The sequence below is a fragment of the Bradyrhizobium sp. HKCCYLRH3073 genome, assembly GCF_051167995.1.
Lineage (GTDB): Bacteria > Pseudomonadota > Alphaproteobacteria > Rhizobiales > Xanthobacteraceae > Bradyrhizobium.
The window spans coordinates 328,786-344,753 of sequence record NZ_JBNPUD010000006.1 but is presented as its reverse complement, the minus strand read 5'-3'; the positions used below and the strand labels follow the sequence as shown (position 1 = coordinate 344,753).

The following is a 15,968-nucleotide window of genomic DNA, read 5'->3' as shown; positions in this document are numbered from 1 at the left end:
ACGCGCCAGCCTTGCGCGTCAGGCCTTTAACATCTGCACGGCGCCGCGGCCAGCGTCCTCAGTCTTCGTCCTCGACCTTGTCGAAGAACGAGTAACGCAGGCTGTCCGCGTCGGCGTACCATTGGCCCGGGCCTTTGTTGGCCGCGAGCGTCGCGGCCCACACCTCGTCGGTGCAGTCGCGGCGATGCATGGCAAGATCGAAGCCGTTGCCGAAGAACAGCTCCGACCACTCCCACCAGGTGCCGAGCTTCTTGACCCCGCGCAGCAGGTCGTAGCGGTCGACGAGCGCCGGAGCCATGTCCGAGGTGATCGAGCCGAACACGAGGCCGGTCTTGACGACGCGGTTCAGTTCGCGAATCGCGCGCGCAACCTGCTTGTCACCGAGGTGGCAGAGGCTGGTCTCGAACACGAAATCGAACTCGCCGGTCTTGAACGGCATGTCCGTGATCGAGCCGAGCTTGTTGTACTTCTTGAGCGCCTTCGGCGTCTTGCCGTGGATGTAGCGGTTGTTTTCGATGCCCCAGGCATCGATGCCGCGCTCGCGGAGCGCTCCCACCAGTTCACCGCTCGCGGAGCCGGCGACCAGGAGCTTGTAGCCTTTGCCCTTGCCGGCCCGGTTCCAGACGATCTTGATCAGGCTGGTCAGATAGTCCGGATCGGTGAACTGCGACCACGCTTCGCTGTACGGCCCCTGCCCGCGATAATTGTCGAAATAGTCCCGGTCGATCTTGTCCGACAGCGGCATCTCGGCCTGCGAGCGGACGCGGCGCAGCCGCATCATTTCGGTCAGGATGATGTCGGTGGCGGCGTCCGAGGAATCGAGCAGTCCGTTCAAGGTCGAATCGAACAGGTAGTCACCGACCACGACGATGCCGGGGTGCTCTTTCGGCTCAGGCCGGTGATTGGTCATGACGTCGCGTACCGGCAGACCGCCGGGCAGCGCGTTGACGGACGACAGCCAGCGATGGATCTTGCCTTCCATGAAGTGCGCGCGCGCGTCGCCGAGCGCCGCCGGGAGCGACTTCAGCGCGGCATCGATCAGTTCCTGGTCCGACAGGTTGGCGAAGGCGAGCGCATCCGAGCCTGCGATCAGCCAGTTGAGCACGCCGTGCTTGCCGACATCGTGGCGCGAGCCCTCGTTGTAGATGCAGCAGCCGCCGAACGCCTCAGACATGAACCAGGAGCCCGGAATCTTCTCGCCCCAGAACGGCTCGTCGAACAGGATCGAGACGCGCAGGTAGTGCGCGGGACGATCGAAATAGGCGATGTGCTTGATCATCGACTGGCGCAGCTTCTCGCCCTCCCAGCCGACCGTCGACAGCCAGGAATGCGGCAGGCACACCAGCACGAGATCGAACTCGCGCGTCTCCGGCCCCTTGCCGTTCATCATGTTGAGCCGGTAGCGGCCCGCCTCCGTCTTGCCGATGCGGAGCACGCGGTGATTGAGCTGGATGTCGGCATCGACCTCGGAGCGCAGGCACTCGATCAGTTGCTCGTTGCCGTTCTGAATCGAGTACAGGCCGATATAGTCGTCGATATCCATCACGAAGTTCTTGAGCGCATTGAGGCCGTTGGTGTTGTGGGCCTCGGTCGCGAGGTCGGAGCGCGACATCACCTTGAAGAAGCGCTTGGCGGTGGGATCCTCGACCTCCTCATCGAGCAGCTCCTCGCAGGTCTTGTAGGCCCAGGGGTGCTCGTTGTCGTGGGCGCCGACGCCCTCGTAATATTCGACCGGCGACATCACGTCGGTGCAGCGCTTGCGGAACGCCTCGACCGCGGCAGCCGTCTTCGGCCCGTATTTGCGGCGCAGCCCCGGCACGTCGTCGAGCAGCTCGCCGTCGAGCTGGACCTGCAGCGCATCCATCGGAATCGTCTGCAGCCCGAAATGCTGGATCAGCTCGCGCAGCGGATCAGGGCCGGTCATCGAGTAGTCGTAGATTTCTGCGACACCAGCCTCGTACATCGCCGGAGCGGTATCGAACTTGCGCGTCACGATCTTGCCGCCGAGCCGGTCGGATGCCTCGTAGATCGTCACCTTGCAGAGATCGCCGAGTTTGCGCCTCAGATACCAGGCGCTCATCAGGCCACCCGGACCGCCACCAACAATCGCAAGGTCAAGCATCGAAGTTCCGCCATCTCCGGCTGTCAGCGACGTTGCCGGTCGTCCATATCAGGGGTCCTGCCACCCTCGGGGCTCGATCGGCCATAGCCTACCCGGCCCGCAGAAGGTTTGCGCCGGAGCAAATCGGCGCATCGCCACGGGAGTCGACGGAAATCAGCTCAGCGGATCTGATGCTTCCAAAAGCGCCTCTGTCCCTGAAGGGAAGATGAACAACGGGGCAGCAGCGCGGCAACAGGAGAAGAAAATGTCAAAAAAAGGCCGGCAAACGCCGGCCTTTTCTACGCGTGATGAACGCACGGCAGACCCCGACACCGTCAGGGTCATGCCGCAACCGTCCGTTACTCTGCCGGCGGCAGCGCCAGCGGCTGAGGCTCGGGCTGCGCCGGCACGATCGCCGCCTGCTTCTCGCGCTCGTCGAGAATCAGCTTGTCGCGCTTGAGAGCGACCTCGCGGATGCGGGCCATCGAGGCGCCGGTACCGGCCGGGATCAGACGGCCGACGATGACGTTCTCCTTGAGACCCTCGAGCGGATCGATCTTGCCGTTGACCGCCGCCTCGGTGAGGACGCGGGTGGTCTCCTGGAACGAGGCCGCCGAGAAGAACGACCGGGTCTGCAGGCTCGCCTTGGTGATGCCGAGCAGAACCGGAGTTCCCGTGGCCGGCTTCTTCGCCTCCTCCACGGCCTTCGCGTTGAGCAGGTCGAACTCGATCTTGTCGACCTGTTCGCCCGAGATCATGTCGGTATCGCCCTGGTCGGTGATCTCCACCTTCTGCAGCATCTGACGGACAATCACCTCGATGTGCTTGTCGTTGATGAGCACGCCCTGCAGCCGGTAGACCTCCTGGATCTCGTTGACCAGATAGGCCGCGAGCTCCTCGATGCCCTTGATCGCCAGGATGTCGTGCGGCGCCGGGTTGCCTTCGACGATGAAGTCGCCCTTCTCGACGATGTCGCCATCCTGCAGATGGATGTGCTTACCCTTCGGGATCAGGTACTCGCGCGGCTCCTCGGTCTTGTCGACCGGCTCGATCGAGATGCGACGCTTGTTCTTGTAGTCGCGACCGAACCGGATGGTGCCGGCGATCTCGGCGATGATCGCGGCATCCTTCGGCTTGCGCGCTTCGAACAGCTCCGCCACCCGCGGCAGACCGCCGGTGATGTCGCGCGTCTTGGCGCTTTCCGTGGAGATACGCGCGAGGATGTCGCCCGGCTTCACCGTCGAACCGACGTCGACCGACAGAATCGCGTCGACCGACAGCATGTAGCGGGCATCGCCGCCGCGGGCGAGCTTGAGCACCTTGCCGTCCTTGCCCTTGATCACGATCGCCGGACGCAGATCCGCACCACCGCGCGTTCCACGCCAGTCGATGACCACGCGCTTGGCGATACCGGTGGATTCGTCGAGCGTTTCCGAGATCGACAGACCCTCGGTCAGATCCTCGAACCCGATCGTACCCTCGGCTTCCGTGAGGATCGGACGGGTATAAGGATCCCACTCGGCGATGCGCTGGCCGCGCTTGATCATGTCGCCGTCGTCGACATGCATGCGCGCGCCGTACTGGATGCGGTGCGTCGCACGCTCGGTGCCGTCGGGGTCGACGATCGTCACGACCATGTTGCGGACCATCGCGATCAGGTGACCCTCGCTGTTGCGGGCGATCGCCTTGTTCTTGATGACCACCTTGCCTTCGAAGTTCGATTCCACGAAGGACTGCTCGTTCAGCTGCGCCGCACCACCGATGTGGAAAGTGCGCATCGTCAGCTGGGTGCCGGGCTCACCGATCGACTGCGCGGCGATGACGCCGACGGCCTCACCGTGGTTGACCGGCGTGCCGCGCGCCAGATCGCGGCCGTAGCACATCTTGCAGATGCCGTTGACCAGCTCGCAGGTCAGCGCCGAGCGGATCTTCACCTCCTGCACGCCAGCCTGCTGGATGGCGTCGATGTGGCTTTCCTCCATCAAGGTGCCGGCCTTGACCAGCACCGCGTTGGTCGCGGGATCGCGCACGTCGTCGCAGGGCACGCGGCCCAGGATGCGCGAGCCGAGCGAGGCCACGACCGTGCCGGCATCAACGATGGCGCGCATCTTGATGCCGAGATGGGTGCCGCAATCGTCCTGCGTGATGATGCAGTCCTGCGCCACGTCGACCAGACGGCGGGTCAGGTAGCCCGAGTTCGCGGTCTTCAACGCGGTGTCCGCGAGGCCCTTGCGGGCGCCGTGGGTTGAGTTGAAGTACTCGAGAACCGAGAGACCTTCCTTGAAGTTCGAGATGATCGGCGTCTCGATGATCTCACCCGACGGCTTGGCCATCAGGCCGCGCATGCCGGCGAGCTGACGCATCTGGGCCGGCGAACCGCGGGCACCGGAATGCGACATCATGTAGATCGAGTTGATGTCGGCATCCGCCCCCGTCGCCGTCTTCTTGGTGACGGAGATCTCCTTCATCATCTCCTTGGCGATCTCTTCCGAGGCCTTCGACCAGGCGTCGACGACCTTGTTGTACTTCTCGCCATGGGTGATCAGACCGTCATTGTACTGCTGCTCGAAATCCTTCGCCAGCGTACGGGTGGTGTCGACGATCTTCCACTTGCCCGCCGGCACGACCATGTCGTCCTTGCCGAACGAGATGCCCGCCTTGAAGGCGTTGTAGAAGCCGAGCGCCATGATGCGGTCGCAGAAGATCACCGTCTCCTTCTGGCCGCAGTGACGATAGACCTGATCGATCACGCCCGAGATCTCGCGCTTGGTCATCAGCTTGTTGATGACCTCGAACGTCACGCGCGGATGCTTCGGCAGCAGGTTGCCGAGCATCACGCGGCCCGCAGTGGTCTCGATCCAGCGCTTGGCGATCTTGCCTTCCTCGTTCATCCCCTCCCAGCGGTACTTGATCTTGCTGTGGAGATGGATGGCCTTGGCGTGCAGCGCATGCTCGAGCTCGGCCATGTTGCCGAACGCCATGCCCTGGCCGGGCATGCCTTCGCGCATGATCGAGACGTAGTAGAGACCGAGCACGATGTCCTGCGACGGCACGATGATCGGCTGACCATTGGCCGGATGCAGGATGTTGTTGGTCGACATCATCAGGACGCGCGCTTCCAGCTGCGCTTCGAGCGACAGCGGAACGTGCACGGCCATCTGGTCGCCGTCGAAGTCGGCGTTGAACGCCGAGCAGACCAGCGGATGCAGCTGGATCGCCTTGCCCTCGATCAGCACCGGCTCGAACGCCTGGATGCCGAGACGATGCAGGGTCGGGGCGCGGTTCAGCAGCACCGGATGCTCGCGGATGACCTCGTCCAGGATGTCCCAGACCTCGGGGCGCTCCTTCTCGACCAGCTTCTTGGCCTGCTTGACGGTCGTCGAGAGGCCCTTGGCGTCGAGCCGCGAGTAGATGAACGGCTTGAACAGCTCGAGCGCCATCTTCTTCGGCAGGCCGCACTGATGCAGGCGCAGCTCGGGACCGACCACGATGACCGAGCGGCCGGAATAGTCGACGCGCTTGCCGAGCAGGTTCTGACGGAAGCGGCCCTGCTTGCCCTTCAGCATGTCGGCGAGCGACTTCAGCGGACGCTTGTTAGCGCCAGTGATGACGCGGCCGCGGCGGCCGTTGTCGAACAGCGCATCCACCGCCTCCTGAAGCATGCGCTTCTCGTTGCGGATGATGATGTCCGGCGCGCGCAGCTCCATCAGCCGCTTCAGGCGGTTGTTGCGGTTGATGACGCGACGGTAGAGGTCGTTGAGGTCCGAGGTCGCGAAGCGGCCGCCGTCGAGCGGCACCAGCGGCCGCAGATCCGGCGGGATCACCGGAACGACGGTCATGATCATCCATTCCGGCTTGTTGCCGGAGTGGCGGAACGCCTCGACGATCTTCAGGCGCTTGGCCAACTTCTTGTGCTTGATGTCGGAGTCGGTCTCCTGCATCTCGGCCCGCAGCGTCTGCTCGAGCTTCTCAAGCTCGAGGCCGCGCAGCAGCTCACGGATGGCCTCGGCGCCGATCATGGCGGTGAAGCTGTCCTGGCCGTATTCGTCCTGCGCCTTGAGGTACTCGTCCTCCGACAGCAGCTGACGGTCCTTGAGCGCGGTCAGACCCGGCTCGAGGACGACGTAGTATTCGAAGTACAGGATCCGCTCGAGATCCTTCAGCGTCATGTCGAGCAGCAGGCCGATGCGCGACGGCAGCGACTTCAGGAACCAGATGTGCGCGACCGGAGCGGCGAGCTCGATATGGCCCATGCGCTCGCGCCGGACACGCGACAAGGTCACCTCGACCGAGCACTTCTCGCAGATGATGCCCTTGTACTTCATCCGCTTGTACTTGCCGCACAAGCACTCGTAGTCCTTGATCGGCCCGAAGATGCGGGCGCAGAACAGGCCGTCGCGCTCGGGCTTGAAGGTACGGTAGTTGATCGTTTCCGGCTTCTTGATCTCGCCGTAGGACCAGGACAGAATCTTCTCCGGAGACGCAATCGAGATCCGGATCTGGTCGAAGACCTGAGCCGGCGTCGTCGGATTGAAGAGATTCATAATTTCTTGGTTCATCGTATTCTCCTCGCGGGCCGATCGGGGGTCGGCCGCAAATTCGAAAATCTCTCAACGGGCGCCTTGTCCTGACCCGCGGGGGAAGGCGCCGGCACCCGGCCGTCCGAGACGGCCGGGCCTGACCTCTTGACCTACTCGGCAGCTTCCGACGTCGGCGCCGGTCCGAGCTTGGAGTTGTGCAGGTCGACGTTGAGGCCGAGCGAGCGCATTTCCTTGACCAGCACGTTGAACGATTCCGGAATACCGGCCTCGAACGTGTCGTCGCCGCGCACGATCGCCTCGTAGACCTTGGTGCGGCCGGCGACGTCGTCCGACTTCACCGTCAGCATCTCCTGCAGCGTGTAGGCCGCGCCGTAGGCTTCGAGCGCCCACACCTCCATTTCGCCGAAACGCTGGCCGCCGAACTGGGCCTTGCCGCCCAGCGGCTGCTGGGTGACCAGCGAGTACGGGCCGATCGAGCGCGCATGGATCTTGTCGTCGACGAGATGGTGCAGCTTCAGCATGTAGATGTAGCCGACCGTCACCTTGCGATCGAATGCATCGCCGGTGCGGCCGTCATAGACCGTCGACTGACCGGATGCGTCGAGGCCGGCGAGCTTCAACATCTCCTCGATGTCGGCCTCCTTGGCGCCGTCGAACACCGGCGTGGCGATCGGCACGCCGCGGCTCAGATTGTGACCAAGCTCGATCAACTCGTTGTCGTTGAGCGACTTGATGGTCTCGTCGTCGCCGTAGATCCGCTTCAAGGTCTCCTTCAGCGGCTTGACGTCCTGCTTCGACAGGTAGGCATCGACCGTCTGGGCGATACGCTTACCGAGGCCGGCGCAAGCCCAGCCCAGATGGGTCTCGAGGATCTGCCCGACGTTCATGCGCGAGGGCACGCCCAGCGGGTTCAGCACGATGTCCGCATGGGTGCCGTCCTCGAGGAACGGCATGTCCTCGATCGGCACGATCTTGGACACGACGCCCTTGTTGCCGTGACGGCCGGCCATCTTGTCGCCCGGCTGGATCTTGCGCTTCACGGCGACGAAGACCTTGACCATCTTCATCACGCCGGGCGGCAGCTCGTCGCCACGCTGCAGCTTCTCGACCTTGTCGAGGAAGCGCTGTTCCAGCCCCTTCTTCGACTCGTCGTACTGCTTCCGCATGGCCTCGATCTCGGCCATCAGCTTGTCGTTCGGCGATGCGAACAGCCACCACTGCGACTTCGGATACTCGTCGAGCACCGCGCGGGTGATCTTGGTGTCCTTCTTGAAGCCCTTCGGACCGGAAATGCCCTGGCGGCCATCCAGCATGTCGGCGAGACGGCTGTAGACGTTGCGGTCCAGGATCGCCTGCTCGTCGTCGCGGTCCTTGGCCAGACGCTCGATCTCTTCCCGCTCGATCGCCAGCGCACGCTCGTCCTTGTCGACGCCGTGGCGGTTGAACACGCGGACTTCGACGATCGTGCCCTGCACGCCCGGCGGCACCCGCAGCGACGTGTCGCGGACGTCCGAGGCCTTTTCGCCGAAGATGGCGCGCAGCAGCTTCTCTTCCGGCGTCATCGGGCTCTCGCCCTTCGGCGTGATCTTGCCGACCAGGATGTCGCCGGCGCGCACTTCCGCGCCGATGTAGACGATGCCGGCTTCGTCGAGGTTCTTCAGCGCCTCCTCCGACACGTTCGGAATGTCGCGCGTGATTTCCTCCGGACCCAGCTTGGTGTCGCGGGCCATCACCTCGAATTCCTCGATGTGGATCGAGGTGAAGACGTCCTCCTTCACGATCCGCTCGGAGAGCAGGATGGAGTCCTCGAAGTTGTAGCCGTTCCACGGCATGAACGCGACCAGCACGTTGCGGCCGAGCGCGAGCTCGCCGAGATCGGTCGACGGACCGTCAGCGATGATGTCGCCCTTCTTGACGATGTCGCCCACCTTCACCAGCGGGCGCTGGTTGATGCAGGTCGACTGGTTCGAGCGCTGATACTTCATCAGCCGATAGATATCGACGCCCGACTTGGTCGGATCGAGATCCTCGGTGGCGCGGATGACGACGCGGGTGGCGTCGATCTGGTCGATCACGCCCGAGCGGCGCGCCGCGATGGCGGCGCCCGAGTCACGGGCGACCACGCCTTCCATGCCAGTGCCGACGAACGGCGCCTCGGCGCGAACCAGCGGCACCGCCTGGCGCTGCATGTTCGAGCCCATCAGCGCGCGGTTGGCGTCGTCGTTCTCGAGGAACGGGATCAGCGCCGCGGCCACCGAAACGAGCTGCTTCGGCGACACGTCCATGTAGTCGACCTTGTCGGGCGTCATCGGCACGACTTCGCCGGCATGACGGCAGACCACGAGGTCCTCGGTGAAGCGGCCCTTGGCATCGAGCGGCACGTTGGCCTGCGCGACGCGGTAGCGCCCTTCCTCCATGGCGGACAGATACACCACCTCGTCGGTAACGCGGCCGTCCTTGACCTTGCGGTACGGCGTCTCGACGAAGCCATACTTGTTGACGCGGGCGAATGTCGCCAGCGAGTTGATCAGGCCGATGTTCGGACCTTCCGGCGTCTCGATCGGGCAGATGCGGCCGTAATGCGTCGGATGCACGTCGCGCACCTCGAAGCCGGCGCGCTCGCGGGTCAGACCGCCCGGTCCAAGCGCCGACAGGCGGCGCTTGTGGGTGATCTCCGACAGCGGATTGGTCTGGTCCATGAACTGCGACAGCTGCGACGATCCGAAGAACTCGCGCACCGCGGCCGCGGCCGGCTTGGCGTTGATCAGGTCCTGCGGCATCACGGTGTCGATGTCGACGCTCGACATGCGCTCCTTGATGGCGCGCTCCATGCGCAAGAGACCGATGCGGTACTGGTTCTCCATCAGCTCGCCGACCGAGCGGACGCGGCGGTTGCCGAGATGGTCGATGTCGTCGATCTCGCCCTTGCCGTCGCGCAGGTCGACCAGGGTCTTGATGACCGCCAGGATGTCTTCCTTGCGCAGCGTGCGCTGGGTGTCCGGCGCATCGAGCTCGAGGCGCATGTTCATCTTGACGCGGCCGACCGCGGAGAGGTCGTAGCGCTCGGCATCGAAGAACAGCGACTGGAACATCGCCTGCGCGGAATCGAGCGTCGGCGGCTCACCCGGACGCATCACGCGGTAGATGTCGAACAGCGCGTCCTCACGCGTCATGTTCTTGTCCGCCGACAGCGTGTTGCGGATGTAGGGCCCGACATTGACGTGGTCGATGTCGAGCAGCGGCAGGTCCTTGTAGCCCTGCTCGTTCAGCACCTTGAACAGCTTGTCGGTGATCTCCTCGCCCGCCTCGGCGTAGATTTCGCCGGTCTTCGGGTTGACGAGATCCTCGGCGATGTAGTTGCCGAGCAGCTCCTCGTCCGACATGCGCAGCGCCTTCAGCCCCTTCTCCTGGAGCTGGCGGGCGGCGCGGACGGTGAGCTTCTTGCCGGCTTCGAGCACGACCTTGCCGGTGTCGGCGTCGATCAGGTCGTTGACGGTCGAATAGCCGCGGAAGCGGTTGGCGTCGAACGGAACGCGCCAGCCTTCCTTGATGCGCTTGTAGATCAGCTTCTTGTAGAAGGTCGACAGGATGGTCTCGCCGTCGAGGCCGAGCGCGAACATCAGCGACGTCACCGGCAGCTTGCGGCGACGGTCGATGCGCGCGAACACGATGTCCTTGGCGTCGAACTCGATGTCGAGCCAGGAGCCGCGATACGGGATGACGCGGGCGGCGAACAGCAGCTTGCCCGACGAATGGGTCTTGCCCTTGTCGTGGTCGAAGAACACGCCCGGCGAACGGTGCATCTGCGAGACGATGACGCGCTCGGTGCCGTTCACGATGAAGGTGCCGTTCATGGTCATGAGCGGGATGTCGCCCATGTACACGTCCTGCTCCTTGATGTCCTTGACCGACTTCGCGCCGGTCTCCTCGTCGATATCGAACACGATGAGGCGCAAGGTCACCTTGAGCGGCGCAGCGAAGGTCATGCCACGCTGACGGCACTCGTCGACGTCATATTTCGGCGGCTCGAATTCGTAGCGGACGAACTCCAGCATCGAGGTGCCGGAAAAGTCGGAGATCGGGAACACCGAGCGGAACACCGCCTGCAGGCCCTCATCCGGCCGCCCGCCCGTGGGCTCGTCCACCATCAGGAACTGGTCGTAGGACGCCTTCTGAACCTCGATGAGGTTCGGCATCTCCGCGACTTCCTTGATGTGTCCAAAGAACTTGCGAACGCGTTTGCGACCGGTGAATGTCTGCTGCGCCATCGTGGCCTCTCATTTCGTCGCCCGGAGGGGCGAACCTTCCGAAACAGCGGCTGCCACCGCCCCTTCGGGTTGAATTTCGATCCATTTCGAGGATCTGAGGCTCAAAACCGGAACGGAAACGTCCCAGATCTGTTCTTCAGACCAGCAAAACGCAAAACGACGCGCGAGGCGCGAGGACGCACCCGCTCGTCACAACCATCTCGTCACGGACTGCAAAAGCCCGAAATTGCCTATCTCCCAGCGGCTTACGGACGGAGACGCCACTCCACCGATCAACCGGCTTTTCGTGCTGCCGACCCAATATGGGTTGACAATAATCGAGATTCGAGAGCGAAGCCCCCAAATCTCCACACTTTTCCGTGTTCAGCCCACAACAGACGGTTCCGTTGCACGCCTTTTGCAGTGATTCCGAGCCGCGCCCAATACCCCTGCAAAACTCCTTGTCCACATGATGACCGGGCGATGTTACCACCCGGCCATCATAATCTCTCGAAAGCCCCGGAACTGCCCATGGCAGCCCGGGGACTTCGTTCTCGTAATCGAAGCGATTACTTGAGCTCGATCTTGGCGCCAGCCTTCTCGAGCTGAGCCTTGATCTTCTCGGCCTCGTCCTTGTTGACGCCTTCCTTGACCGGCTTCGGAGCGCCCTCGACGAGGTCCTTGGCTTCCTTCAGGCCCAGGCCGGTGATGGCGCGGACTTCCTTGATGACCTCGATCTTCTTGTCGCCGGCCGAAGCCAGGACAACGGTGAACTCGGTCTTCTCTTCCGCCGGAGCGGCAGCGGCGCCACCGGCACCCGGAGCAGCGACGGCCACGGCGGCCGCGGCGGACACGCCCCACTTCTCTTCCAGGAGCTTGGCGAGCTCAGCGGCCTCGAGAACGGTGAGGGCCGAGAGGTCGTCGACGATCTTCTGCAGGTCAGCCATTGAAGTAGTTCCTTGATTTGGTTCGGTTCGAAACCAGGTTGTGAGTGTTTGCGAAGGGCGTCAGGCCGCTTCGCCCTTTGAGGCATGAGCCTGAATGACGCGCGCGACCTTGGCCGCGGGTGCATTGGCGAGCTGGGCGAGCTTGGTCGCCGGAGCCTGGATCAGGCCGACGAGCTTGCCGCGCAGTTCGTCCAGCGACGGCAGCGAGGCCAGAGCCTTGACGCTGTCGACATTCAGGACGGTTGAGCCCATCGAGCCGCCGAGGATGACGAACTTTTCGTTCGCCTTGGCGAATTCGATGGCAACCTTGGGCGCCGCGACAGGATCGTTCGAAGTTGCGATCACGGTCGGCCCCTTCAACAGGGAACCGATGCCGACGACGTCCGTGCCTTCAAGAGCAATTTTGGCGAGACGGTTCTTCGAGACCTTCACCGACGCGCCAGCCTGCTTCATCTGCATGCGCAGCTTCTGCATCTGGGCCACGGTGAGGCCGGAATAGTGAGCGACGACGGCAACGCCCGTGGTCTTGAAGACCTCGTGCAGCTGCTCGACCGCCTCTTTTTTTGCCGCTCGTTCCACAGCAAGCTCTCTCCGGTTGGCGGCCTTCGCCCGAAAGCGGGACCGCCGGGTTGCACCCGCCGTCCCACCAAACCTGACCTCCGGACGGAAGAACCCGAGGACACGCAAGGCAAAACGGCGATGAATAGCCTGCCCTTCCGAAAGCCCCAGGGATCCCTAGGAGGCTCGCGGAGTGTCGAGGTTCGAACCAAACCTGCATGCCACCACGACGAAGGCAGTGGACATGCCGAAATCCGGTCTTCACCCGTCTATGCAGGCTGGATGATTAAGCCATTGAGGAAATTGGATTCCACGCCGGCGCCTGCAGTCTCGGACAGGATCGGGGTGATCGGCGGACCGACCTCCCCTGCGGCATTTTCGAGAGCAGAAAGATCCTTCTTCCTTCCGAGAAATCCAAACGGATATCCTCAAAAGGAATGCTGGCTCCTCTCAACTTTCGGAATGCGCGCACAGGCGCGCCAGCAACAGCCGGCCCGCCTGGAAGCCGGTTCTTTAACCGCTCGATCGCGACTTGCCAAGACCCCAAGAGCAAAAATCGCACCAGTTGGGCCATGCCGTGGAGCAGGGTAGGAGCCCCGTCGCCCGGATGAGCGACAGCCGGCGCGCGGGACGCGCGTTCGGCGATAGCGACATGCGGGGTCTCACGTGCCCTGCCGGAGAACCCGGATGTCGCTGCGCTCATCAGGGCCACCGGGCATTGCGCGCGCAGGGCGCAATCCCGCCTCAGCCCTTCGGACAGGCCGCTCCGGCGTCGGCCCAGGCCTTGATCAGCTCGCCGAACTGCTTCTGGGTTCCCGGGGCCGGGGTCCGCCCTGCTCCCGGATTCCAGCCCCAGCCGACCAGCTCATCCTCAGCCATATGGTGAATCAGCTGCGCCATGGTCTTGCCGCCGTTGCGATTTGGATCCTTGATCTGTGCGCAGATCTGGCCGAGCGACTTGCCCTGCCAAGCCATCTCGATCGGAGCCAGCTGCCATTTGGGATTACCCGGCACGCGCGCCGCGTCGAAATTGGCCTCGTGGTGGCAGGTCGTGCAGGCGAGCCCGCCGGGCGCACCCATGCCGGCCTCGCCGCGGACCACCAGCGGCTGATGCGGAATCATCCTGTCGGTCTGGGTCGGCCGGTCGCCGGCCGGATGGCAGTTCATGCATCGCGGCGACTGCAGCACCTTTCCGGCCTCTTCGAACAGCGCCACGGCGCGCTCGTCCTTGCTCTTGATCCTGGCGAAGTCCGCCACCGGCTTGAGCCCGCCGGCGACGCGCGTCGCCTCGGGCGCCGCATCGGCGCGCCGCAGTGCCGGCAGGGCTACGATCGCAACCGCAGCCAGGCTGCCAGCGAGCAGCGCCATCGTCGCCGTTCTGAACAGGCTCATGCGGTGTCTCCCGGCCGGATCGGCAGTTGGGTCGGCCGCGGCAGACCTAGCCTGGCCATGGCGTTGGCGACGGCAGGTCCCAGCGGTGGCACGCCGGGCTCGCCGACTCCCGAGGGTTTCTCGGTCGACGGCACGATCGCAACCTCGATCTGCGGCATCTCGTGGATGCGCAGCGAGCGGTAGGTGTCGAAATTGCCCGACACCGGTCGTCCCTCGTCGAGCGGCTGCTGCGCATAGAGGATGTGGCCTAGCGCAAAGCCGATGCCGCCCTCCATCTGGGCGCGGATGATGTCGGGATTGACTGCGACGCCACAGTCGACAGCGCACCAGACCTTATGCACGACCGGTCCGTCGGCGCCCATCGACAGCTCGACCACCTGGGCGACGTAGGTGTTGAAGCTCTCGACCACGGCCACGCCGCGGGCGCGGCCCGCTTCGAGCTTGGCTCCCTTCCAGTCCGCGAGCTCGGCGACCGCCTTGAGCACACCGGCGTGACGCGGCTTGTCGGCCATCATCGCCAGTCGTCCCTCCACAGGATCCTGGCCGGCGGCTTCGAGCAACTGATCGACAAACGCCTCGACGGCGTAGCCGGTATGGGTGTGGCCGACCGAGCGCCACCACAGCACGGGCACGCCGACATCGACCTGATGCAGGTCGCAGCGGAAATTCGGCACCTGGTAAGGGATCTCGTTGGAGCCCTCATAGGCCGTCGAATCGAGGCCGTTCTTCATGGTCATCGCCTCAAACGGAGAGCCCTTCATGATCGACTGCCCGACGATCGTATCCGACCACGCCACGATCTTGCCGTCGCGGACCACACCACGCATCCGGTGCAGGCTGAACGGTCGGTAGTAGCCGCCGCGCATATCATCCTCGCGGGTCCACACCAGCTTGACCGGACGTCCCGGCCCGATCGCCTTGGCGACCTGCGCCAGCTCTGTGGCGACGTGGGTCGACTGCTGCGCCCGCCGGCCGAAGCTGCCACCAGCGAGAATCGTCTTGAGATCGACCTTGGCGATGTCGAGCCCAAGCACCTGCGCGATCACGGCGTGATCAGGCGTCGGAAACTGGCTGCCATAGCGCGCCGAGGCGGTGTCGCCTTTCCAGTGGATGAAGGCGTTGATCGGCTCCATCGGCGCATGGGCCAGATACGGGAAGACGAACTCGGTCTCGATCAGCCTGCCGCCCCTGGCGATCTCGGCGTCAACGTCGCCCTCCTGCTTCACCAGCGCGCCCTGCTTCTTTGCGCGCGCGCGAAACTCCTCCAGCAGTTGCGCCGTCCCGCGCGTCTCCGCCTTGCTGTCGTCCCAGGAGATCTCGAGCAGGTCGCGCGCGGTCTTGGCCGGCCAGAAGCCCTCGGCATAGACGGCGACACCATTTGGCACCTCCTTGACGTCGACGACGCCAGGCACGGCCTTCGCTGCTGATGCGTCGAACGAGGCCACCTTGCCGCCGAAGCGCGGCGAGCGCGCCACCAGCACGGTCAAGGTCCCCGGATCCTTGATGTCGAGCGTATACTCGGCCGAGCCGTTCGACTTCGCCACGCTGTCGAGCCGGGTCACGGCGCCTTCCTTGCCGATCAGCTTGAAGGCGGAGGGATCCTTGAGCTGCGGGTCCGACGGCACCGGCTGCTGCATCGCCTTGGCGGCCAACGCGCCGAAACCGCTCTGCTTGCCGGAGGAATGTCGGACGATGCCTTTATCGACCGTGATCTCCTCAGCCGGCACCTTCCATTCGTCGGCGGCCGCAGCCACCAGCATCGCGCGCGCGGCGGCGCCGACCTTGCGCATCTGCTCGTAGGAATTGGCGATCGCGCTCGAGCCACCAGTGCCCTGCACCCCGAACAAGAGATTCTTGTAGAGCACCGGATTCGAGGGCGCGTGATCGGCGCGCATCTGCGACCAATCGGCATCGAGCTCCTCGGCCACCAGGGTGGCCATGCCGGTGAACGGGCCCTGTCCGAACTCGATGTGCTTGCAGAGAACGGTGACGGTGTCGTCCTGGCCGATCACCAGAAACGTGTTCGGCGCGATGTTGACGGACTTGGCCGCGGCGCCATCCTGCGCGTAAGCCACACCGTTGCGGGCGACATAGGTGGCGAGCACCAGGCCTGCGCCGGCTTTCAGGAGCGAACGCCGGGACAATGCGGTTGAGGCAGCGGGCTTCACATATGCATTCATCG

Annotated in this window: 7 protein-coding genes; all 7 read right to left on the bottom strand. The window is 64.2% G+C overall.

Annotated features, from left to right (window positions below):
* Positions 1 to 58: 58 nt before the first annotated feature.
* The 7 genes from ACQR1X_RS17300 to ACQR1X_RS17270 all read right to left on the bottom strand — a co-directional run bounded on the left by ACQR1X_RS17300 (position 59) and on the right by ACQR1X_RS17270 (position 15,966).
* On the bottom strand, positions 59 to 2,122 hold the full coding sequence (locus tag ACQR1X_RS17300) for an FAD-dependent oxidoreductase (RefSeq protein ID WP_315800975.1): 2,064 nt from the start codon (positions 2,120 to 2,122) through the stop codon (positions 59 to 61).
* 338 nt (positions 2,123 to 2,460) lie between these two features.
* Positions 2,461 to 6,660, bottom strand: a complete 4,200-nt coding sequence (gene rpoC, locus ACQR1X_RS17295; protein ID WP_315800976.1) for a DNA-directed RNA polymerase subunit beta' — start codon at positions 6,658 to 6,660, stop codon at positions 2,461 to 2,463.
* Between the two features lie 131 nt (positions 6,661 to 6,791).
* Complete coding sequence (gene rpoB, locus ACQR1X_RS17290) at positions 6,792 to 10,910, bottom strand: DNA-directed RNA polymerase subunit beta (RefSeq protein WP_315800977.1); 4,119 nt, start codon at positions 10,908 to 10,910, stop codon at positions 6,792 to 6,794.
* 548 nt (positions 10,911 to 11,458) lie between these two features.
* On the bottom strand, positions 11,459 to 11,836 hold the full coding sequence (gene rplL / locus ACQR1X_RS17285; protein WP_172108050.1) for a 50S ribosomal protein L7/L12: 378 nt from the start codon (positions 11,834 to 11,836) through the stop codon (positions 11,459 to 11,461).
* 60 nt (positions 11,837 to 11,896) lie between these two features.
* Complete coding sequence (gene rplJ, locus ACQR1X_RS17280) at positions 11,897 to 12,415, bottom strand: 50S ribosomal protein L10 (RefSeq protein WP_315801370.1); 519 nt, start codon at positions 12,413 to 12,415, stop codon at positions 11,897 to 11,899.
* A 723-nt stretch (positions 12,416 to 13,138) separates the two neighbouring features.
* The gene (locus ACQR1X_RS17275) at positions 13,139 to 13,786 is read right to left on the bottom strand and encodes an Isoquinoline 1-oxidoreductase subunit (protein ID WP_315800978.1); all 648 of its coding nucleotides are present in this window, start codon (positions 13,784 to 13,786) and stop codon (positions 13,139 to 13,141) included.
* Complete coding sequence (locus ACQR1X_RS17270; protein WP_434899265.1) at positions 13,783 to 15,966, bottom strand: molybdopterin cofactor-binding domain-containing protein; 2,184 nt, start codon at positions 15,964 to 15,966, stop codon at positions 13,783 to 13,785. The genes ACQR1X_RS17275 and ACQR1X_RS17270 overlap by 4 nt, the downstream gene beginning before the upstream one ends.
* Positions 15,967 to 15,968: the final 2 nt, after the last annotated feature.